A 20,943-nucleotide genomic window follows, 5' to 3' on the forward strand; every position below is an offset into this window, starting at 1 on the left:
CCGCCCGGCTATCAACGCACGACTATTGCGCTTCTATAACCCACACGCTGACGCTACCGCCGTTGCAGGTGAAGACGCCGGTACCGGTTTCGTCGGTGATGACGACCTCTTCCCGGTTACCGAGAAAATCTTTCCAGGTTTTATGGCCGTAGTTTTCCCCAAGCGTAATGGTTTTTTCACCTTCGTCACCGTTAGAGAGCACCACCACGCAGCCGGGATTATCGTCCGTGCCGCTGCGGCTGAAGGCGATGCAGTTAGGGTGATCGAACCACAGGGTCTGAATACCGTGAGCAAAGCGCTGGCGGGCGAGGATCAGTTGATCGAGCTGCTCAATCACCGGCATATCGATGTGGTACATCTCGCCGTCACCACCGGTATCGTCATAGCTGGCGCCGTAGAGGTCGGGGTAGAAGACGCTGGGAACGCCATTTTCGCGCAGTAAAATCAGGGCATAGGCCAACGGCTTAAACCAGGCTTCAACCGGTGCCTCCAGCGCCTGTAGCGGCTGGGTGTCATGGTTAGCGACCAGGGTCACCGCATGGAACGGAGCGGCCTCCACCAGGGTGCCGGTAAAGATCTGGCTCATGTCGTAATCACGTCCCTGCAGCGAGGCTTCGTGAAACTTCATGTGCAGCGGGGCGTCAAACAGCATGGTTTTCCCCTCCACCTGATCGATATATTGTCGCAGTTTATCAACATCTGGCGACCAGTATTCCGCCACGATAAACAGCGGTTTCGGTGCTACCTCCTGGACATGTTCGATCCACTCTTTATAGAACCAGGCCGGAATATGTTTTACCGCGTCCAGACGGAAGCCGTCGCAATGGGTTTGCTCCATCAGCCAGCGCGCCCAGTATTTGATCTCCTCGGTTACCGCACGGTTACGAAAATCGATGTTTTCGCCCATCAGGTAGTCAAAGTTTCCCATCTCGTTATCGACCTGATCGTTCCAGCCATCACCTGTGTAATCATTGACGATCTTGAAGATGCCATTTTCATCAGGGTTTTCTATATGGTCGATGCCGCTGAAGCATTTGTAATCCCAGATGAATTTTGAATACTTTCCGGCGCGAACCGGGAAGGTGTAGCGGGTCCAGGCTTCACACTCGATAATCTCGTCATCGATCTGATTGCGATCGTCGGCGTTAACCCGCTGAACGCGGATGGCCTCTTTCTCATCGGCGCCCATCTTGTGGTTCACGACTACGTCCATCAGCACCGCGATATTGTTGCGTTTCAGCGCGTCGATAGCGGCAAGCAGCTGGGTTTTGTCACCGTATTTAGTGGGAATAGATCCTTTTTGATCGAACTCGCCGAGATCGAAGAGATCGTAGCAGTCATAGCCGACAGAGTAGCCGCCGGTCGCGCCTTTATACGCCGGGGGCAGCCAGACCATGTTAATACCGATATCATTTAAGCCATCGGCGCGCTCGGCCACTTCCGGCCAAAGCTGACTGCCTTCAGGGTAATACCAATGGAAGAACTGCAAAAGGGTGGGGTTTTTCATCTTCCGTGCTCCAGAAGCCGTTTCGGCTGACTTCTGGAGTATGGACGATTTTTAGGAAATTATTGGGGTGGGGCAGGCGAGTTAGGTACTAGCAGCATACCGGACAGACGTCCGTAAGCATGATTCAGCGACTGTTGGCGCGATGTTTGGCCGATTAATCCACTCAGTTCATCCAGTCGATTTTTTAACAATAATTTCAGCTGTTGCTCGTTATCGATTGTCTGTTTGATATAAGCTGCAACCATATCCTGAATATTTCGTGTCAGGCCCGGTGGAGTTTGCGCCTCTGCAACCGTTTCGATACTTTGCAGATAGATAACTTCCTGTTCCAGTAATAGGTTCCATTCTCCTCGCTGCGCAAGCTCCAGCAGAGAATGGCTCAACAACGCGATGCGCTGCCAACGGTTGAGAAACTCCACGGCTGAGGTCATGCACGAGACTCCTGGGAAGCTGCTTTCGGTGAGATCTGTTTCCAGGCATCGGCAATATTGCTTAGTAACCCTTCCACTTCTTCGATGGCCTGAATGTCATTGCGTAAATTAGCCTGCAACAGACGACGGATCATGTAGTCGTAAAGGGAAGAGAGATTGTCTGCAATATCTCCTCCGTTGTCTCGATCCAGCCCTGCTTTAAGCCCGTTATCGATAATGTTGATGGCCTTACTAAGCGCCTCGCCTTTCGCGACTATTTCACCCTGCTGCATAAACAGGCGAGCACGGACCAGGGCGCTATACGCGCCATCAAATAACATTTCAATTAACTGGTGCGGATCGGCGCTCATGACAGCGCTCTCCACACCGATTTGCGCATAGGCTTTGGTACCGCTCGCGGTGTACATGTCTACCTCGTGTTATGAAGAGCTGCTCATGGCTTCAAATTGGCTGCTCAAATAAGAACTGGTGTTGTTGAGTTTGCTCATCATGGTATCCAGCTGCGTAAACTGGGCCTGGTACCGCGCAATCGTGTCATCAATACTGGCACTTACCGAAAGGTACTGTTTAGTCAATTTTTTCAGTGTGTTGTTAATGCTGTCTTGTGCACTATCAATAACACCGTCGTCAGCCAGAAAACCCTTCACCTGAGAAGCAATTTTGGTGGTGATCCCGGTTTCTTTACCATCGCCTACCAGCAGCTGTTGAACATCAACCGAGTTGTCACTTAATGCTTTGCTCAGTTTGTCATTATCGATTTTCAGTTTGCCGGTGGTGCCGTCCTGCGTGATCCCCATCTGGTTTAAGGTCTGGAACTTGCCGTCATTGCCACCCGCAGAGAATTGGGCACGGATACCCGTCTGAATAATTCTTACTGCACTGTCGCCAAGCAGGGCACCGTTACTGGTACTTTGTGCATCGGCACCTGCATCGACGGAGGTGTATTTAGTCAGGGAGCCGATTGTATCTACTAACGAGTTATAGGCATCTACCCAGCTTTTAATTGCGGCAGTGGATTTATCGTTACTTTTGCTTACCGTTACCGTGACATCACTGACTTTTTTTGTCAGGTTCAGGGTAACGCCCTGCGGTGCATCGGTGATGGTATTGCTACTGCGCACAATATTGATGCCATTGACCGTCAGTTCGGCATCCTTGGCTTCGACGATCTGCTCAACGTTATTGCCCGTCACATCTGGGTTATTAAAACTAATAAACTGATTGAGCGTTTCATCGCCAGAAACAGAGATGCTCATTTTGTTTGTCAGGCCGGTTTCCGATGAGGTCAGCACCAGCTGATAATCATTGTCTTTCACCTTTACTATGCTGGCAGAAACACCGCCGTTGGCGTTGTTAATGGCATCCCGCATACCTTCCAGAGATGTTTGCTCTTTTGTCAGCTTGATCTCGACCGGTTCATCTTTCCCGTCCTGCTTGATAATCAGCGTACGTTCTGCGTTATCGTTACCCTGTGCGGCTTTACTGTCGGTCACCGTACTGGTGGTACGAATTGATTGAGCCTGCGCCAGCTGAGTAACATTTACTTTATAGGTGCCTGCAGCAGCGCCTGCCGTTGTGCTTACCGTAAGATCCGTAGAATTACTGACCGCAGTAGTGCTTTTAAACAGAGTGGCATCATTCAGGGCGGTGTTAGCCGTCTGGAATTTTTCCAGAGAACTTTTTAAGGTGCCAAATGCTGTAAGTCTGGCGGAGAAACTACTCTGCTGTTGCGTGATAGGAGTCAGACGTCCCTTTTCAGCAGTAGTCAGATTCGCCAGTAATGTATCCAGAGGCAGGTTGGAACCTACACCCAATGAAGTAAAAGATGCCATGCGTAATCCCTTCAATTGCAAACAGTGGTTAGCCACGTTATCGGCAATGTAGAGATAAAGTTTAATGATGAGATGGAAAAAATGATGACCGGAATAGTACCTAATAAAGGGGGTAATTCAGGGGCTAAAAAAATATGGGCCGAAGATTAAAAAATTCTAAAGTTCGAAATTAAGGTGCCGATACATGGTTAACGGTGAGAAACCGTGGGCCACAGCCCATCAACATCAAAAGACATTGATAAGGAAAAGATCATGGCACAAGTCATCAATACTAACAGCCTGTCGCTGTTGACCCAAAACAACCTGAACAAATCTCAGTCTGCTTTAGGCTCTGCTATCGAGCGTCTGTCCTCTGGTCTGCGTATCAACAGCGCCAAAGACGATGCTGCTGGCCAGGCGATTGCTAACCGCTTCACGTCTAATATCAAGGGCCTGACTCAGGCGTCCCGTAACGCCAACGACGGCATCTCTATCGCGCAGACCACTGAAGGTTCTCTGTCTGAGATCAACAACAACCTGCAGCGTGTGCGTGAACTGTCCGTACAGGCAACCAACGGTACTAACTCTGATTCCGACCTGAAATCCATTCAGGCTGAAATCAGTCAGCGCCTGGACGAGATTGATCGTGTTTCCGGCCAGACTCAATTCAACGGCGTGAAAGTGCTGGCTTCTGACCAGACTCTGAAAATCCAGGTTGGCGCGAACGACGGTGAAACCATCGAAATCAACCTGAAAGAGATCACCTCTAAAACTCTGGGCCTGGATAAACTGGACCTGACTAACCAGGTAAGCAGCAAAGATCTGAACGCTGTTGGTTCGAACATCAAAGATGCAGTTCTGCCGCAGACTGTCCCAGCAACTAAACTGGCTCTTCAGTTCCCTAATACTGCTGCCGCACCACAAGCAAAAGTCTTGGATGACGGCTCACTCGCTGTTCAGGTTGGTAGCGATTATTATACCGGTACGTATGATTCATCAACTAACACCATCAGTTTCAACTCTGGTAGCACCGCAATTGCTACTCCAACTGAAGGTAACCAAAACTCCTTCGTTGATGGTAATGGCGATATCGTATCCCAGGCTACTTTGGCTGGAGCTACTCTTAAAGATAGCAATGCTACACCAGCACCGGCATTCGAAGTTTATCGTAAAGATGACACTGGTGCTTATGCCGTTAAAATTGGCTCTGACACCTATTCAGCTGCATCAATCGACCTCGCTACTGGTGCCGTAACTTTAGGCGCGAAAGATGCGAGTACCACTGATTACAGCACCGGCTATACCAAAGCGAGCACCAACAACGTTCTGGACATCCCTGGTAAAACTACAGCGGCTCAACCAGCAATCGCAGTTAACATGACGGACGTTAATAGCACCCTGAAAGGTACTAATGAACTGCTTTCTCGTGATGTTAAAGATAGCTCTGGTAACACCACCACTCAGTATTTTGTTAAGAATACTAATACTGATGGAAAAGTTTCTTACTATAATGCAACTGCTGATTTGGATCCTTCATCAGCTAACGCAGGTAAAGTTACCGTCGGTACAGAAGCTATGGTTGATCCGCTGAGTGCAATTGATGATGCGCTGGCACAGGTTGACTCCCTGCGTTCCGACCTGGGTGCGGTTCAGAACCGTTTCGATTCTACCATCACTAACCTGGGCAACACCGTAAACAACCTGTCTTCTGCACGTAGCCGTATCGAAGACGCTGACTATGCAACTGAAGTTTCCAACATGTCCCGCGCGCAGATCCTGCAGCAGGCTGGTACTTCTGTTCTGGCCCAGGCTAACCAAACGACTCAGAACGTACTGTCTCTGCTGCGTTAATCCAGCGATTGACTCTACGCGAGTAAACGATAATCAAGGCAGCGAAAGCTGCCTTTTTTTCGACTGGAGCTGGATACATGAGAGAAGTAAGAATTAATGAACCTGCCTTTGTTAAAGATTTTAAGTGTACTGGCGGGGCCTGCCGGGATCATTGCTGTAAAGGTTGGAAAATATCGTTGGATAAGCATACGGTTAAAAAGTATGTTGCCAGCAAAGATTTTCAAATCAGGACCATTGCTGAGGCGAATATTCAGCTGGTAAAAAACAGCGTCCATGATTGGGGAGTTATTAAACTTTCTCAGCAGACTGGAAACTGCCCTTACCTGGATGAAGCACGCCTTTGCTTAGTACATAAAAAGTTAGGCGCTCAGGCTCTGAGCCACACTTGTACGGTATTTCCGCGCATGCAGCGCCTTTACAAGGCTGAAGAGCAAAATTCGCTTAACATTTCTTGCCCGGAAGTTGCTTCTCTCATTTTTAATAATGCCGATGCCATGCGTTTAAATGAGCATCTTAGATTGCAAGAAAAATTCAATAATCACCCTTCACTTACCACGCAAAGCAAATTACTAAACCTTTTTTGTATGAGCTTGATAGATTACGTGAGTTCCGATGTGGAAACGGCTCTCTACGCGACCATCAAATTTTTAATTTTCATTGAAAAATATGACACTATTAATAAAAGTAACCTTTCTGAAATCGAAAATGCTTATGCGTTACTGGCGGATCAATTGCAGTCAGGCGAGATGAAAACTGAACTTGCGTCAATATCTATCGACAGTAAGGTGAAATCGTCTCTGGTTATGCTCATGCAGGACTTTTTCCGTAATGCCCCGGTTTCACGTGGAAGCGGTGTTATTAACCACTATATTGAATGTTTGCTACGTAATCTGGTTTCTGGCGAAGAGATCAATATTGAAGGAAGGATTAGCGGCCTGGAGGCTTACTGGAATGAACAGGTAATACTAGGTATGCGCGAAAGTCACTTTGCCCTTAAGAATTTTATTCTTTATAAGTTCTGGCAAAATGATTTCCCTAATCAATCAGGAGTGCCGCCACTACGCGCACTCTATATGATTGTGGCAGAATACTATTTTATCAAGATGCTCATGTCTGCTTGCGTTAAGGAACGTGGGCATGCAGACATCGAAGATCTTACAAATATTGTTTACAGTTTCCATTCTCTTAGTCAGCATAATAAAGCGGTGACAGATGCCTTTTATCGCCACATCGAGAGCGTAAGGTTAGGGGATGATGTTTCCATGATTCATCTTCTGGCGTAATCTTCCTGACGGCAAAAAGTACACTTTGCCGTCACTTATTTAAGTAATTGATAATAAAGTAAAAATAAAAAATATTAGCATCATGATAAGGTATTGATAGCTAACAAAAGTCAAATAGCCCCCCATTTCTCCCCCTTTTCACACGATTAAAACCCCTCCAGAATCGGATAATCATGCCGATAACTCAACTAACGCAGGGCTGTTTATCGTGAATTCACTCTATACCGCTGAAGGTGTAATGGATAAACACTCGCTGTGGCAGCGTTATGTTCCGCTGGTGCGTCATGAAGCATTGCGGCTTCAGGTACGTCTGCCGGCGAGTGTGGAACTGGACGATCTGCTACAAGCGGGCGGGATCGGGTTACTGAATGCAGTTGACCGATACGACGCTCTGCAAGGAACGGCATTTACGACTTACGCAGTACAGCGTATTCGTGGTGCGATGCTGGATGAACTGCGCAGTCGGGATTGGGTGCCGCGCAGCGTCCGCCGCAATGCACGCGAAGTAGCGCAAGCGATGGGGCAGCTGGAACAGGAGCTTGGACGTAACGCGACGGAAACCGAAGTTGCGGATCGTCTCGGGATCACTACTGCCGACTACCGTCAGATGTTGCTCGATACCAACAACAGCCAACTCTTCTCTTATGATGAGTGGCGTGAAGAGCATGGCGATAGCATTGAACTGGTGACGGACGATCATCAGCAGGAAAACCCGTTGCACCAGTTAATGGAAGGCAACGTACGCCAGCGCGTAATGGAAGCTATTGAAGCTTTACCGGAACGTGAACAACTGGTGCTGACCCTTTATTACCAGGAAGAGCTCAATCTCAAGGAGATTGGCGCCGTGCTGGAAGTAGGGGAGTCGCGGGTTAGCCAGCTGCACAGCCAGGCCATTAAACGCTTACGTACCAAGCTGGGTAAGTTATAGGTGATCCTTGTCACCCGTTAAGTGCCGCACAACGTATTGACAACCAGGAGTTATCATGACGGTGCAGCAATCTAAAAGACGGCCATTAAGCCGCTACCTGAAAGACTTTAAACACAGCCAGACGCATTGCGCCCATTGCCATAAACTGCTTGACCGCATCACGCTGGTCCGTCGTGGAGAGATCGTCAATAAAATCGCGATCTCCCGTCTCGATACCCTGCTGGATGAAGCCGGCTGGCAGCAAGAGCAGCAGGAGTGGGTGGCGTTATGTCGTTTTTGTGGCGATCTGCACTGCAAAGAGCAGAGCGACTTTTTCGATATTATTGGTTTCAAACAGTTCCTGTTTGAACAGACAGAGATGAGCCACGGAACGGTGCGCGAGTACGTTGTGCGTCTGCGTCGTCTTGGCCAGCATCTGACCTCGCTGAATATTTCCCGTGAGCTTCTGACCGACGGTTATCTGGATGAAAATCTGGAGCCGTGGCTGCCTGCGACCAGCACCAACAACTACCGGATCGCGCTGCGCAAATATGCGCAATACAGGTCGCAAATGCCGATGGCGGTGAAGCAGAAAGTCCACCGTGAAACAACTTCTGATATATATTAAAAATGAATAACATGTAGCGCAGTCGTGTTTGACCTTGCGGTTGAACGCCCTACACTACAACCAAAATTCCAATCATATCGGGGTATGTATGAAATTTGCACTTCTGGGTCGTCAGGCGCTGATGGGTGTAATGGCCGTTGCGCTGGTTGCGGGTATGAGCGTCAAGACCTTCGCCGCAGAGGGTCTTTTAAACAAAGTTAAAGAGCGCGGCACGCTGCTGGTTGGGCTGGAAGGGACCTACCCTCCGTTCAGCTTCCAGGGTGACGACGGTAAACTGACCGGTTTTGAGGTGGAGTTTGCCGAAGAGCTGGCAAAACACCTCGGTGTGAAAGCCTCGCTGAAGCCGACCAAATGGGACGGCATGCTGGCGTCGCTGGACTCAAAACGTATTGATGTGGTGATTAACCAGGTCACCATCTCTGACGAACGTAAGAAAAAGTATGACTTCTCCACCCCGTATACCGTCTCCGGTATCCAGGCGCTGGTGAAAAAAGGTAACGAAGGCTCCATTAAATCTGCTGCCGACCTGAAAGATAAAAAAGTGGGCGTCGGTCTGGGGACTAACTACGAAGAGTGGCTGCGCCAGAACGTGCAGGGCGTTGATATCCGCACCTATGACGACGACCCGACCAAATACCAGGATCTGCGCGTAGGCCGTATTGATGCCATTCTGGTTGACCGCCTGGCGGCGCTGGATCTGGTGAAGAAGACCAACAACACCCTGGCCGTTGCCGGTGATGCCTTCTCCCGTCAGGAAGCGGGCATTGCGATCCGCAAAGGCAACGAGGATCTGGTCAAAGCTGTTGATGGTGCCATTGCCGAGATGCAGAAAGACGGCAGCCTGAAGGCGCTCTCCGAAAAATGGTTCGGTGCAGACGTCACAAAGTAAGCAGTTGACTGAAAAAAAAGGCGCTTTGATAAGCGCCTTTTTTATTTCCTCGCCATCAACGTGCATAATAAAAAAATCAGACTTAGACAGGGTTATGGAGGTTTTCATGTCATTACAGAACCTGACGCGTTTTCCGCGGCTGGAATTTATCGGCGCGCCGACGCCGCTGGAGTATTTGCCGCGCTTATCGGATTACCTGGGGCGCGACATCCTTATCAAACGTGATGACGTGACGCCCATAGCAATGGGGGGCAACAAACTGCGCAAGCTGGAGTTCCTCGCGGCGGATGCGCTGCGTGAAGGCGCCGACACGCTGATCACCGCAGGCGCCATCCAGTCGAACCATGTTCGCCAGACCGCGGCCGTGGCGGCTAAGCTGGGCCTGCACTGTATCGCCCTGCTGGAAAACCCGATTGGCACAAAGGCAGAAAACTACCTCAGCAACGGCAACCGCTTGCTGCTGGATCTGTTCAACGTGCAGATAGAGATGTGCGATGCGCTGACCGATCCCGTGGCGCAGCTGAATGAGCTGGCGACCCGCGTTGAAGCCCAGGGTTTTCGCCCGTATGTGATCCCGGTTGGCGGTTCGAATGCGCTGGGTGCGTTGGGCTACGTCGAAAGCGCCCTGGAAATTGCCCAGCAGTGCGAAGGCACAGTCGGCCTCTCCTCGGTGGTGGTGGCCTCCGGCAGTGCAGGTACCCATGCTGGGCTGGCGGTAGGACTGGAGCAGCTGATGCCGGAGGTTGAGCTGATTGGCGTTACCGTATCACGCAGCGTAGCCGATCAAAAACCGAAGGTAGTATCGTTGCAACAGGCGGTGGCACAGCAGCTGGAGGTCAGCGCGAATGCAGATATAGTGCTGTGGGATGACTATTTCGCGCCGGGCTACGGCACCCCTAATGATGAGGGGACCGAGGCGGTGAAACTGCTGGCGCGTCTTGAAGGGATTTTGCTGGATCCGGTCTATACCGGCAAAGCCATGGCCGGGCTTATTGACGGGATCGAACAGAAACGCTTTAAAGATGAAGGCCCGATTCTGTTTATTCATACTGGCGGGGCGCCCGCTCTCTTTGCCTACCATCCTCATGTCTAAATCACAGGCAGAAAAATCATAATGCAAGAAAGTATTCAACTGGTGATTGATTCGTTGCCCTTCCTGCTGAAAGGCGCAGTATTTACGCTGCAGCTGAGTATTGGCGGGATGTTTTTCGGTCTGGTGCTGGGCTTTGTGCTGGCGTTGATGCGCATGTCGCCTCTGCTGCCCGTGCGCTGGCTGGCGCGTTTTTATATTTCCATCTTCCGCGGCACGCCGCTGATTGCCCAGCTGTTTATGATTTACTACGGCCTGCCGCAGTTTGGTATTGAGCTGGATCCCATCCCGGCGGCAATGATCGGTCTGTCGCTTAATACTGCTGCCTATGCGGCGGAAACCCTGCGTGCAGCTATCTCCTCCATCGACAAAGGCCAGTGGGAAGCCGCAGCCAGTATCGGGATGACGCCGTGGCAGACTTTGCGCCGGGCAATTCTGCCGCAGGCCGCGCGCGTGGCGCTGCCGCCGCTCAGCAACAGCTTTATCAGCCTGGTAAAAGACACCTCGCTGGCGGCCACCATTCAGGTGCCGGAGCTGTTCCGCCAGGCGCAGCTGATCACCTCGCGCACGCTGGAGGTCTTTACCATGTATCTGGCCGCCTCGCTGATCTACTGGATCATGGCAACCGTGCTGTCCGCGCTGCAAAACTATTTTGAAAACCAGCTTAACCGCCAGGAGCGTGATCCGAAATGAGTGCTATCGACGTTAAAAACCTGGTGAAGAAATTCCATGGCCAGACGGTGCTGCATGGTATCGACCTGGAAGTGCAGGAGGGCGAAGTGGTGGCGATTATCGGGCCCAGCGGGTCCGGTAAAACCACGCTGCTGCGCAGTATCAACCTGCTGGAGCATCCGGAAGCCGGCACCATTCGCGTGGGTGACATCACCATTGATACCGGTAAGTCGCTGGGTCAGCAAAAAGGGCTGATTCGTCGTCTGCGTCAGCATGTCGGCTTTGTCTTCCAGAGCTTTAACCTGTTTCCTCACCGCACGGTGCTGGAAAACATCATTGAAGGGCCGGTGATTGTCAAAGGCGAACCCAAAGAGGAGGCCACAGCCCGCGCCCGGGAGTTACTGGCGAAAGTGGGGCTTTCCGGGAAAGAGGGCAGTTACCCGCGCCGTCTCTCCGGTGGACAGCAGCAGCGTGTGGCAATTGCCCGCGCCCTGGCGATGCGACCTGACGTGATCCTGTTTGATGAACCTACCTCAGCGTTGGATCCGGAGCTGGTGGGGGAGGTGCTGAATGCCATTCGCCAGCTGGCACAGGAGAAACGTACTATGGTCATTGTCACCCATGAGATGAGCTTTGCCCGCGACGTGGCAGACAGGGCGATTTTTATGGATCAGGGGCGTATTGTGGAGCAGGGGCCGGCGAAAGCGCTGTTTGCCGATCCTCAGCAGCCCCGTACCCGGCAATTCCTTGAGAAATTCCTGATGCAGTAGCATATTTGCTTTTAATTGCTCCGGAATTAATCTCCGGAGCAAAATATTCATCCCTGAAATGAATGGTCCCGCGATTTTATCCCGCCACAAACCCCCTAAGTGCATAAAATCTGTAGATAATTACCTCAGGGTCGATATTTTATACATATAAATAAGATTTATGTGTTAATTTAAGAAATCATAATAATGATTATCTTTACAGGGGCTTCATTCACTTGGTATAAAGGATTTAGACTTTTTTACATGGCGACGGGAGTGCTATCTCCGTTTTCAGGGGATGACATCCGCCAGCGAGGTATATCCCGAACTTCAGCGTCAAACTCAGAACCTGGGTTATGAGTATTTCGCTCTCTGCGTCCGTCATCCGGTACCGTTTACCCGACCGAAAGTCTCGGTGCACTCAACCTATCCGCAACAGTGGATGGCGCACTATCAGGCGGAAAATTATTTCACCATCGATCCTGTGCTGAAACCCGAGAATTTCGTCCACGGGCACTTACCCTGGAACGACGCCTTATTTGCCGATGCGCAGCCCTTATGGGACGGCGCGCGCGACCACGGTCTGCGCAAAGGGATCACTCAGTGTCTGATGCTGCCTAATCATGCGATGGGGTTCCTGTCGGTCTCCAGCACCAGCCTGCCGGTCAATATGATGGCGAATGAAGTGGTTGAGTTGCGTCTGCAAATGCTGGTGCAAATGGCCTTGACCACGCTGCTACGCCTGGAGCATGAAATGGTGATGCCACCCGAGATGAAGTTCAGTAAGCGCGAGAAGGAGATCCTGAAATGGACAGCGGAAGGCAAAACCTCGGCAGAAATAGCAATTATTCTCTCTATCTCTGAGAATACGGTGAACTTCCACCAGAAGAATATGCAGAAGAAATTCAATGCGCCGAATAAAACGCAAATAGCCTGCTATGCGGCAGCGACGGGAATTATCTGACTACACTTCAGTTCTGCGTGGCAGGCGAGTAAACGGCTGAATGCATTGCTTTCAGCCGTTTTTGTTTTATTGACGGTAAGCTTGTTTGATTTGCTTAACGGTGCTGGAAAATACCTCAGCCTGAGCCTGGTCTTCCATCTGGGCAATCTGGCGTTCCATCTTAATGATCACACGACCGGCATCCGCCTGGCCCATCGCCTGCAGCATCAGGGTCAACAGAGATTTCAGACAGGAGACTTCCTGTGCCAGTTCTTGATTATTCTCAGCAGTGGCAAAATCAGGTGTGCTCATTTATTTTCCTCATGATAAAAACGGCGCTTGAGCGCATAGTTCAAAAGTTCAAGGCGGCGGAGTATACCACAAGCCTTAAAAAAAAACGCAGTGCTTGTTTTTTGTACTTTCAGCCGTTTTGTTTATTTAATTGAACGACCGTTCGCCCTACACTTTTAAGACGTTAAGCGGAGGGTATTGTTTAACTAAGGTAGTTAGCAGGTTAATTATTGTTACAAAATTGAGTGAGGTATTTTAACAATAAAAAAATAGCCCCTAAAATTTGTAAATTTTTGAAAACATCAACCTGAAAAATGGTGCCTGAGCCGCATGGCGCAAGGCTTCCGTTTCCAGTTGATGTACAAGTTAATTTCCAAAAAAGAGAGTTATAACGAAGGCCTGCATTTTTTAACGTTTTCAGTTTGCGATAAAAAACGTTAATATGAGCCGAATTAACTGTCTGTAGCGTTATCCCTATTCTGGAGAATTTCCTTTGATCAACGTCCTTCTTGTTGATGACCACGAACTGGTGCGCGCAGGGATACGACGCATTCTTGAAGATATTAAAGGTATAAAAGTTGCTGGCGAGGCCTGCTGCGGTGAAGATGCCGTAAAATGGTGCCGGACGAATAGTGCAGATGTTGTCCTGATGGACATGAACATGCCCGGTATTGGCGGCCTGGAAGCAACGCGTAAAATCGCGCGCGCCTGGGTTGATACCAAAGTAATCATGCTGACGGTTCACACTGAAAATCCCCTTCCTGCAAAAGTGATGCAGGCGGGCGCCGCGGGCTACCTGAGCAAGGGCGCAGCCCCTCAGGAAGTTGTTAACGCTATCCGTTCTGTCTATTCCGGGCAGCGCTATATCGCTTCTGATATCGCGCAGCAAATGGCGCTCAGCCAGATTGAACCAGAAAAGACCGAATCACCGTTTGCCAGTTTGTCTGAGCGCGAATTGCAGATTATGCTGATGATTACCAAAGGCCAGAAGGTGAATGAGATCTCTGAGCAGCTTAATCTCAGCCCGAAAACGGTGAACAGCTACCGCTACCGTATGTTCAGTAAGCTGAACATTCATGGCGATGTCGAACTCACTCACCTGGCCATCCGTCATGGTCTGTGCAATGCCGAGACCCTAATTAGTCAGTGAGTGAAGTGTTTGATTCCAGTGCTTTCCTGAAAACCGTCACCAGCCAGCCAGGCGTCTACCGGATGTATGACGCAGGCGGGACGGTTATTTACGTCGGTAAAGCGAAAGATCTTAAGAAGCGTCTTTCCAGCTATTTCCGCAGCAATCTTGCCTCCCGCAAAACTGAAGCCCTGGTCGCTCAGATCCAGCAGATCGACGTCACTGTGACCCACACAGAGACCGAAGCGCTGTTGCTGGAGCATAACTACATCAAGCTCTACCAGCCGCGTTATAACGTGCTGCTGCGTGACGACAAATCCTACCCGTTTATTTTTCTCAGCAGCGATACCCATCCGCGTCTGGCTACCCATCGCGGTGCCAAACATGCGAAAGGTGAGTATTTCGGCCCGTTCCCTAACGGCTACGCCGTTCGGGAAACGCTGGCGCTGCTGCAGAAGATATTCCCGATTCGCCAGTGCGAAAACAGTGTCTATCGCAACCGCTCTCGCCCTTGTCTGCAGTATCAGATTGGTCGTTGCCTTGGGCCCTGTGTGGAAGGGCTGGTCAGCGAAGAGGAGTACGCACAACAGGTAGAATATGTGCGCCTGTTCCTGGCTGGTAAAGACGATCAGGTGCTGAACCAGCTTATTGCCCGCATGGAGAAGGCCAGCCAGGCGCTGAACTTCGAAGAGGCGGCACGGATCCGCGATCAGATCCAGGCGGTACGACGGGTCACGGAAAAACAGTTTGTCTCCAATACCGGCGATGACCTGGACGTGATTGGCGTGTCGTTCGATGCGGGCATGGCCTGCGTCCATGTACTCTTTATCCGCCAGGGTAAGGTGCTGGGCAGCCGCAGCTATTTCCCTAAAGTGCCAGGCGGTACCGAACTGGGTGAAGTGGTCGAGACCTTTGTCGGCCAGTTCTATTTGCAGGGCAGCCAGATGCGAACCCTGCCGTCGGAAATTTTGCTCGATTTTAATCTCAGCGATAAAACGCTGCTGTCAGATTCGCTGTCGGAGCTGGCGGGACGCCGGGTTAACGTACAGACCAAACCGCGCGGCGATCGTGCCCGCTACCTCAAGCTGGCGCGCACCAATGCGGCAACGGCGTTGACCACCAAACTGTCGCAGCAGTCGACTGTCCATCAGCGTCTTATCGCGCTGGCAACCGTGCTTAAGCTGCCGGAAGTGAAACGGATGGAGTGTTTCGACATCAGTCATACGATGGGGGAGCAGACGGTGGCCTCCTGCGTGGTATTTGATGCTAACGGACCGCTACGGGCGGAGTACCGGCGCTACAACATTACGGATATCACTCCCGGTGACGATTACGCGGCCATGAACCAGGTGCTGCGCCGTCGCTATGGGAAAGCTATTGAAGAGAGTAAGATCCCGGACGTTATCCTGATTGACGGTGGTAAAGGCCAGCTCGCCCAGGCAAAATCCGTTTTTGCCGAACTGGATGTAAGCTGGGATAAGCATCATCCGCTGCTGCTGGGCGTGGCGAAAGGCACCGATCGTAAAGCCGGGCTGGAGACGCTGTTCCTTGAGCCGGAAGGGGAGGGCTTTAGCCTGCCGCCGGACTCACCTGCGCTCCATGTGATCCAGCATATTCGCGATGAGTCGCACGCTCATGCCATTAGCGGTCACCGTAAAAAACGGGCAAAAGTAAAAAATACCAGTACTCTGGAAACGATCGAAGGGGTCGGGCCAAAACGTCGCCAGATGTTGCTGAAATATATGGGCGGTTTGCAAGGATTACTCAACGCCAGCGTAGAGGAAATTGCAAAAGTGCCAGGTATTTCGCAAGGGCTGGCAGAAAAGATCTACTACTCGTTGAAACATTGAGGGCTCTGTAGCAACATAGGGCTAATAATTACTGACAACAAACAGTTACCGTCACTATGCGATTAAATATCCCTACATTGCTGACGCTTTTCCGCGTCGTTCTCATTCCTTTCTTCGTACTGGCGTTTTATCTGCCATTTGTCTGGGCGCCTTTCGCATGTGCACTTATCTTTTTTGTTGCGGCAGTCACTGACTGGTTCGATGGCTACCTGGCGCGTCGCTGGAATCAAAGCACCCGTTTCGGCGCGTTTCTCGACCCGGTGGCTGACAAGGTGATGGTGGCCATCGCCATGGTGCTGGTGGTTGAGCACTATCACAGCTGGTGGGTCACACTGCCTGCGGCGACCATGATTGCCCGTGAAATTATTATCTCTGCCCTGCGCGAGTGGATGGCGGAGCTGGGTAAACGCAGCAGCGTGGCTGTCTCCTGGATCGGTAAGGTCAAAACCACCGCGCAGATGGCGGCGCTGGTATGGATGCTGTGGCGTCCAAACGAGTGGGTAGAGTGGGCAGGTATTGGCCTGTTTATGGTCGCGGCGGTGCTGACCCTGTGGTCAATGTTGCAATATTTGAACGCCGCGCGCGGGGATTTGCTTGATCAGTGATCGTTTCGGCGCAATTTTCAGCAAACGATCTATCCTTGCGAAAATTAACGTTGACTCAAAGCGTCAGGTAAGTAGAATGCAACGCATCGAACGACGGCACGGCCTGTTAGTCGATAGCAAAATCAAGTGATTAGCATAATGACTTGATGAATGCGGGAATAGCTCAGTTGGTAGAGCACGACCTTGCCAAGGTCGGGGTCGCGAGTTCGAGTCTCGTTTCCCGCTCCAAATTTAAGACATGCGCAATAGCGGGTGTCAGTCGTAAGACAAAAGATTTAAGGCGCGTTAGCAAAGCGGTTATGTAGCGGATTGCAAATCCGTCTAGTCCGGTTCGACTCCGGAACGCGCCTCCACTTTCTTCCCGAGGCCGGATGGTGGAATCGGTAGACACAAGGGATTTAAAATCCCTCGGCGTTCGCGCTGTGTGGGTTCAAGTCCCACTCCGGCTACCATGGGAAAGACAAGAATAATCAAAGCAATAAGCAGTGTCGTGAAACCACCGAAAGGTGGTTTTTTTGTGCTTCAAATTTCATCGCCCTCTCAAACTTTCCTCGTATTCACCGGAATTAATCACCTTTCTTTACGACCAGCTTCGCGTTACGGATAACTATTCTGTAAAAAGGTAGTACTCGCTAATAACGACAACTTCGCGAGGGGTTCAAAATGAACAAACTGACCTTGATTACCGCGTTAGTGACCTTCGCTGCATCATGCGCCTGGGCTGCGGGCGATGACGATATCATCTATGACAGCCAGGGCCATCCCATCCGCCATGGTAAGCAGGATGATGATCCGGACCAACAGCGCAGTGGCGATCACACCAACCGGCGCAGCGAGCAGAATTAGCGGCGATCAGGGTTTACCAAACAGACGCGAGATCTGCGCCCCCTTCAGGAAGATAAACGCTAACAGCAAGCCGCCCCACAGGGCCATGGTGATGTAGCTGCTCACGCCCAGAATATTGAGGCCGCTCTCCAGCATCTGGAGCAGGATCAGCGCCATCACCATGCCAAAGACTTTACCGAAGCCTCCGTCCGGATTTACCCCGCCCAGCACAGCCGCCAGAATCGACACCAGCAGATAAGATTCACCGTAAGAGGCCTTGGCTGAATTGAGTTTCGACATCATCAGCAGGGCGGCAATCACGCACAGTACTGAGGAGAGCACATAGACCCAGATAAGCGTTTTACGGGTATTTATCCCAGAGTAGTGGGTCGCCTGCTCGTTAGAGCCGATCAGGTAGAGGGTGCGCCCGAAAGCGGATTTTTCGAGGATCACCCACAATACGACCACCACCGCCAGAAAGACCAGCAGCGGCAGCGGAATGCCGAGGATATTGGTGCTGTTAATCACCAGAATATAGTCCGGGAAGTTAGAAATCGCCGAACCTTTGGAGATAAGGATATTAATGCCTTTCAACAGGGTCATGATCCCAAGGGTGGCTAAAATCGGCGAGACCCGCACCACGGCGACCAAAAATCCAATCACCGAACCGATCGCCAGGGCCATGACTAACCCGGCGGCAATCACCAGCAGCATGCTGCTGAAGGTTGGAGGATAATGGGTAGCGACCCAGGCCATCACCAGACCGCAGGCGTTCATGGTGGCGATGATGGACAGGTTGATCCCCCCGGTGAGGATCGTCACCGCCATCGCGAGGGCCAGCACGCCGAGGATCGGCATTTGCGAGGCAATGGACTGGAAGTTAGCGGCTGACCAGAACACCGAGGGTATCAGGAAGCTGAACGCGATCACCACCACCGCGATTAACACGCTCAGGTAAATCTCGACGCGATCCTGGGTTTTATTGGCGCTCATACTATGACTCCCTGACCTTTACGCTGACTCCATGCCGTCATGCTGATACTGGTGACAATCACCACCCCGGTAACGACCGTATGCCAGTACGAGGAGATCCCTAACAGGTTAAGACCGTTCTGCAGCACGGCGAGTAAAATCACCCCTAACAGGGTGCCGAGTAAGGTGCCGCGCCCGCCGACGATACTGGTTCCGCCTAACACCACGGCAGCGAGTACCGTCAGTTCGTAGCCCAGCAGAGAGTCGGGCGCGACGGTTAAGACGGTCGCGGATTGCACCACGCCAGCCACGCCGGACATCAGCCCCATGTAGCCATAGACAAACAGCTGCATTTTAAAGATGCCAAATCCCATGCGGGAGGCCGCCTCCCGGTTGCCGCCCATGGCATAAATCATCCGCCCGACGCTGGTTTTATTCATGATGAAGCCGGTTAACGCCACCACTGCCAGCAGGGTGATGATCGGCAGGCTTAAGCCATAGTCGTAGCCATCTGCGGCGGTGAATTTGAACAGCATCACTCCCTCTTCAAACCACTCAGGATAGCTGTAGAGCCAGACGCCTTTGGTCAGGTAGAGCAGCAGGCCGTAAAAAATATTCAGGGTTGAGATGGTGATAATGATGGAGGGCACGTTAAGACGGTTGACCAGCGTGGCGTTGATCAACCCGAGCAGCAATCCCAGCCCCCCGGCCAGCGCAAACGCGAGGGCAAAGTTTCCGCTGGTACCCTGAATCAGCGTCACCATCACGTACTGTGAAATGATGGTCATGGCTGGAAAGGAGATATCGATCCCGCCGGAAATCAGCACAATAAACAAGCCGCAAGCCAGAATAGTGAGCATGGCGTAGTTATTGATCAGATCGTAGATATTGCCGAGCGTCAGAAAGTCGCTGCTGGCAAACGACAGGTAGCCGCCAATCACCAGTATGGTCAGGCTTAAAAACAGCTCGTGGGTTTTGATCCCGAATTTATTAACCATTAACCACCTCCGCCAGCGCGGCTTCCGAGGTCTTTTCCGGGAGGAGTTCCGCGACGATCTCACCCTTGCGCATGACTAGAATACGATGGCTATTGAAGTAGGCTTCATCGATCTCATCGGTGATCATCAGCACCGCGATCCCCTGGCGCGACAGGGCGGAGATGATTTGATAGATCCCCGCTTTATTGGCAATGTCCACCCCGACGGTGGGGGAGTCGAGGATCAGCACCCTGGGATTGATCGCCAGCCATTTGGCTATCGCCACACGCTGGGCATTGCCCCCGGAGAGGGTATTGACCGGCAGGTTGACGCTGCCAATTTTAATGCTCAGTTGCTCGACTAAATCGGCGACGACGCGGTCCGCTTTGGTTCTGTCTAACAATTTAAAAGGCGTTTTAAGCCGTCGAAGCACGGTAGAGATAATGTTGTCGTTGATGGACTGTTCCATCACCAGGCCGGTGCTCATCCGGTCTTCGGAGACATAGCCAATCCCGGCATTGATCGCATCCCGGTTGCTTGCGAAGCGCACCGCTTTGCCTGCCAGCACTATCTCCCCGGAGTCAGGCTGCGTGAGCCCAAACAGGCTCAGGCAAAGCTCTGTTCTGCCCGCACCGAGTAATCCGGTAATGGCGAGGATCTCACCCTGATGCACCTGAAATGAGATGTTCGTGTATTGATGATGTTTAGTGAGGTTCTTAACGCTCAGCGCTACGTCGCCAAGTTTTTCTACCGGCGGTAATAGCGCATACGAAAACTCTTTACCGGTCATCAGAAAAGCGAGTTTTTTATTATTGATGTCGCTGGCAGGCCAGGTGCCAACCAGGGCGCCATTTTTGAGTACGCTGATACGGTCGGAAATAGAGAGCACTTCATCCAGACGGTGGCTGACAAACACGACGCAAATATTCCTTTTCTTTAAATCGCCAATCACCCGCAGCAGTCCTTTTACCTCCTGCATGGTGAGGGAGGCGGTGGGCTCATCCATAATAATCAGCCTGGCTTCCTGGGCCAGCGCCCGGCAGATCGCCACAATCTGGCGCTGGGCAATGGGCAGAGACTCCACATTGGCATCCAGATCCAGCTCCGCCTCAATACTTTTCACGGTGCGCGCGGCGATGCGATGGATCTCACCCTTATTCACCAGCAGGTTATGGTGATGCTGGTGGATAGCGATGTTTTCCGCCACGGTGAGGTTCGGGAACAGAGAGAGATCCTGATAAATAACCTGTATCCCGGCTTTCACCGAGTCGATGGGGGAGAGGTGGGAGCGGGGCTTGCCGTCAATGACGATCTGAAAGCCGGGATCGGGTTTATAGACGCCAGAAATAATTTTAATCAGCGTCGATTTGCCGCAGCCGTTCTGCCCGGCCAGACAATGGACCTCCCCGGGAAATAGCGTCAGGTCGATGTTATCCAGCGCTTTCACACCGTAGAACGTTTTGCTGATATGACCCAGTGAAATAAACGGCTCCATTATTACCTCTCAGGGGCTCACACAGCACGCCCTTATTG

The 20,943-nt window shown here is 51.5% G+C and carries 21 protein-coding genes and 3 tRNA genes; 16 read left to right on the forward strand and 8 right to left on the reverse strand.

Annotated elements, in window-relative coordinates:
• Positions 1-22: 22 nt before the first annotated feature.
• Genes amyA through fliD form a run of 4 tightly spaced genes read right to left on the reverse strand, consistent with a single transcriptional unit; the run spans position 23 to position 3,770 of the window.
• A complete protein-coding gene (amyA, locus tag C3406_RS13065; protein WP_103822443.1) occupies positions 23-1,507 on the reverse strand; it encodes an alpha-amylase in 1,485 nt (494 codons plus the stop codon).
• Between the two features lie 59 nt (positions 1,508-1,566).
• Positions 1,567-1,938: a flagella biosynthesis regulatory protein FliT gene (gene fliT, locus C3406_RS13070; protein ID WP_103822442.1), complete on the reverse strand. Its 372-nt coding sequence runs from the start codon at positions 1,936-1,938 to the stop codon at positions 1,567-1,569.
• Positions 1,935-2,345, reverse strand: a complete 411-nt coding sequence (fliS, locus tag C3406_RS13075; RefSeq protein WP_103822441.1) for a flagellar export chaperone FliS — start codon at positions 2,343-2,345, stop codon at positions 1,935-1,937. Before fliS ends, fliT begins: the two co-directional genes overlap by 4 nt.
• A 12-nt stretch (positions 2,346-2,357) precedes the next feature.
• On the reverse strand, positions 2,358-3,770 hold the full coding sequence (fliD, locus tag C3406_RS13080) for a flagellar filament capping protein FliD (protein WP_103822440.1): 1,413 nt from the start codon (positions 3,768-3,770) through the stop codon (positions 2,358-2,360).
• Between the two features lie 252 nt (positions 3,771-4,022).
• Between fliD and C3406_RS13085 the strand changes: the two genes are divergently transcribed.
• From C3406_RS13085 to sdiA, 9 genes are all read left to right on the forward strand, one after another.
• Positions 4,023-5,600, forward strand: a complete 1,578-nt coding sequence (locus tag C3406_RS13085) for a flagellin N-terminal helical domain-containing protein (RefSeq protein WP_103822439.1) — start codon at positions 4,023-4,025, stop codon at positions 5,598-5,600.
• A gap of 77 nt (positions 5,601-5,677) precedes the next feature.
• The gene (fliB, locus tag C3406_RS13090) at positions 5,678-6,883 is read left to right on the forward strand and encodes a flagellin lysine-N-methylase (protein WP_103822438.1); all 1,206 of its coding nucleotides are present in this window, start codon (positions 5,678-5,680) and stop codon (positions 6,881-6,883) included.
• A 208-nt stretch (positions 6,884-7,091) separates the two neighbouring features.
• A complete protein-coding gene (fliA, locus tag C3406_RS13095; RefSeq protein ID WP_039030897.1) occupies positions 7,092-7,811 on the forward strand; it encodes an RNA polymerase sigma factor FliA in 720 nt (239 codons plus the stop codon).
• 55 nt (positions 7,812-7,866) lie between these two features.
• Entirely contained in the window at positions 7,867-8,418 is a 552-nt protein-coding gene (gene fliZ / locus C3406_RS13100) for a flagella biosynthesis regulatory protein FliZ (RefSeq protein WP_103180129.1), read from the forward strand.
• 88 nt (positions 8,419-8,506) lie between these two features.
• On the forward strand, positions 8,507-9,307 hold the full coding sequence (tcyJ, locus tag C3406_RS13105; RefSeq protein WP_103822437.1) for a cystine ABC transporter substrate-binding protein: 801 nt from the start codon (positions 8,507-8,509) through the stop codon (positions 9,305-9,307).
• Positions 9,308-9,413: 106 nt separating this feature from the next.
• Positions 9,414-10,400: a D-cysteine desulfhydrase gene (gene dcyD / locus C3406_RS13110; RefSeq protein ID WP_103822436.1), complete on the forward strand. Its 987-nt coding sequence runs from the start codon at positions 9,414-9,416 to the stop codon at positions 10,398-10,400.
• 21 nt (positions 10,401-10,421) lie between these two features.
• Positions 10,422-11,090 carry a cystine ABC transporter permease gene (tcyL, locus tag C3406_RS13115; RefSeq protein WP_103180126.1) on the forward strand — a complete coding sequence of 223 codons (669 nt, stop codon included), beginning with the start codon at positions 10,422-10,424 and terminating at the stop codon, positions 11,088-11,090.
• Positions 11,087-11,839, forward strand: coding sequence for an L-cystine ABC transporter ATP-binding protein TcyN (tcyN, locus tag C3406_RS13120; protein ID WP_103180125.1), 753 nt, complete (start codon positions 11,087-11,089; stop codon positions 11,837-11,839). The genes tcyL and tcyN overlap by 4 nt, the downstream gene beginning before the upstream one ends.
• Positions 11,840-12,059: 220 nt before the next feature.
• Positions 12,060-12,782, forward strand: a complete 723-nt coding sequence (gene sdiA, locus C3406_RS13125) for a quorum-sensing transcriptional regulator SdiA (RefSeq protein WP_103822435.1) — start codon at positions 12,060-12,062, stop codon at positions 12,780-12,782.
• Between the two features lie 66 nt (positions 12,783-12,848).
• Here sdiA and C3406_RS13130 read toward each other — a convergent pair whose 3' ends face one another.
• Positions 12,849-13,073, reverse strand: coding sequence for a DUF2594 family protein (locus tag C3406_RS13130; RefSeq protein WP_103180123.1), 225 nt, complete (start codon positions 13,071-13,073; stop codon positions 12,849-12,851).
• Between the two features lie 472 nt (positions 13,074-13,545).
• Here C3406_RS13130 and uvrY point away from each other — a divergent pair, with 472 nt between their 5' ends.
• From uvrY to C3406_RS13170, 7 genes are all read left to right on the forward strand, one after another.
• Positions 13,546-14,202: a UvrY/SirA/GacA family response regulator transcription factor gene (uvrY, locus tag C3406_RS13140; RefSeq protein WP_103180122.1), complete on the forward strand. Its 657-nt coding sequence runs from the start codon at positions 13,546-13,548 to the stop codon at positions 14,200-14,202.
• Positions 14,199-16,031, forward strand: coding sequence for an excinuclease ABC subunit UvrC (gene uvrC, locus C3406_RS13145; protein ID WP_103822434.1), 1,833 nt, complete (start codon positions 14,199-14,201; stop codon positions 16,029-16,031). The genes uvrY and uvrC overlap by 4 nt, the downstream gene beginning before the upstream one ends.
• A gap of 56 nt (positions 16,032-16,087) precedes the next feature.
• A complete protein-coding gene (gene pgsA, locus C3406_RS13150; RefSeq protein ID WP_032612063.1) occupies positions 16,088-16,636 on the forward strand; it encodes a CDP-diacylglycerol--glycerol-3-phosphate 3-phosphatidyltransferase in 549 nt (182 codons plus the stop codon).
• Positions 16,637-16,788: 152 nt separating this feature from the next.
• Positions 16,789-16,864: transfer RNA gene (locus tag C3406_RS13155), tRNA-Gly, on the forward strand.
• A gap of 51 nt (positions 16,865-16,915) precedes the next feature.
• A tRNA-Cys gene (locus tag C3406_RS13160) sits at positions 16,916-16,989 on the forward strand.
• A gap of 12 nt (positions 16,990-17,001) precedes the next feature.
• Positions 17,002-17,088 (forward strand) — tRNA-Leu (locus C3406_RS13165).
• 211 nt (positions 17,089-17,299) lie between these two features.
• Complete coding sequence (locus C3406_RS13170) at positions 17,300-17,482, forward strand: hypothetical protein (protein ID WP_103822433.1); 183 nt, start codon at positions 17,300-17,302, stop codon at positions 17,480-17,482.
• A 6-nt stretch (positions 17,483-17,488) separates the two neighbouring features.
• Here the strand turns inward: C3406_RS13170 and C3406_RS13175 are convergent, their stop codons facing one another.
• Genes C3406_RS13175 through C3406_RS13185 form a run of 3 tightly spaced genes read right to left on the reverse strand, consistent with a single transcriptional unit; the run spans position 17,489 to position 20,905 of the window.
• Complete coding sequence (locus C3406_RS13175; protein WP_103822432.1) at positions 17,489-18,454, reverse strand: ABC transporter permease; 966 nt, start codon at positions 18,452-18,454, stop codon at positions 17,489-17,491.
• The gene (locus C3406_RS13180) at positions 18,451-19,431 is read right to left on the reverse strand and encodes an ABC transporter permease (RefSeq protein ID WP_103822431.1); all 981 of its coding nucleotides are present in this window, start codon (positions 19,429-19,431) and stop codon (positions 18,451-18,453) included. The genes C3406_RS13175 and C3406_RS13180 overlap by 4 nt, the downstream gene beginning before the upstream one ends.
• Complete coding sequence (locus tag C3406_RS13185) at positions 19,424-20,905, reverse strand: sugar ABC transporter ATP-binding protein (protein ID WP_103822430.1); 1,482 nt, start codon at positions 20,903-20,905, stop codon at positions 19,424-19,426. Before C3406_RS13185 ends, C3406_RS13180 begins: the two co-directional genes overlap by 8 nt.
• Between the last annotated feature and the right edge of the window lie 38 nt (positions 20,906-20,943).

The sequence above is a fragment of the Leclercia sp. LSNIH8 genome (assembly GCF_002920195.1).
Classification (GTDB): Bacteria; Pseudomonadota; Gammaproteobacteria; order Enterobacterales; family Enterobacteriaceae; genus Enterobacter.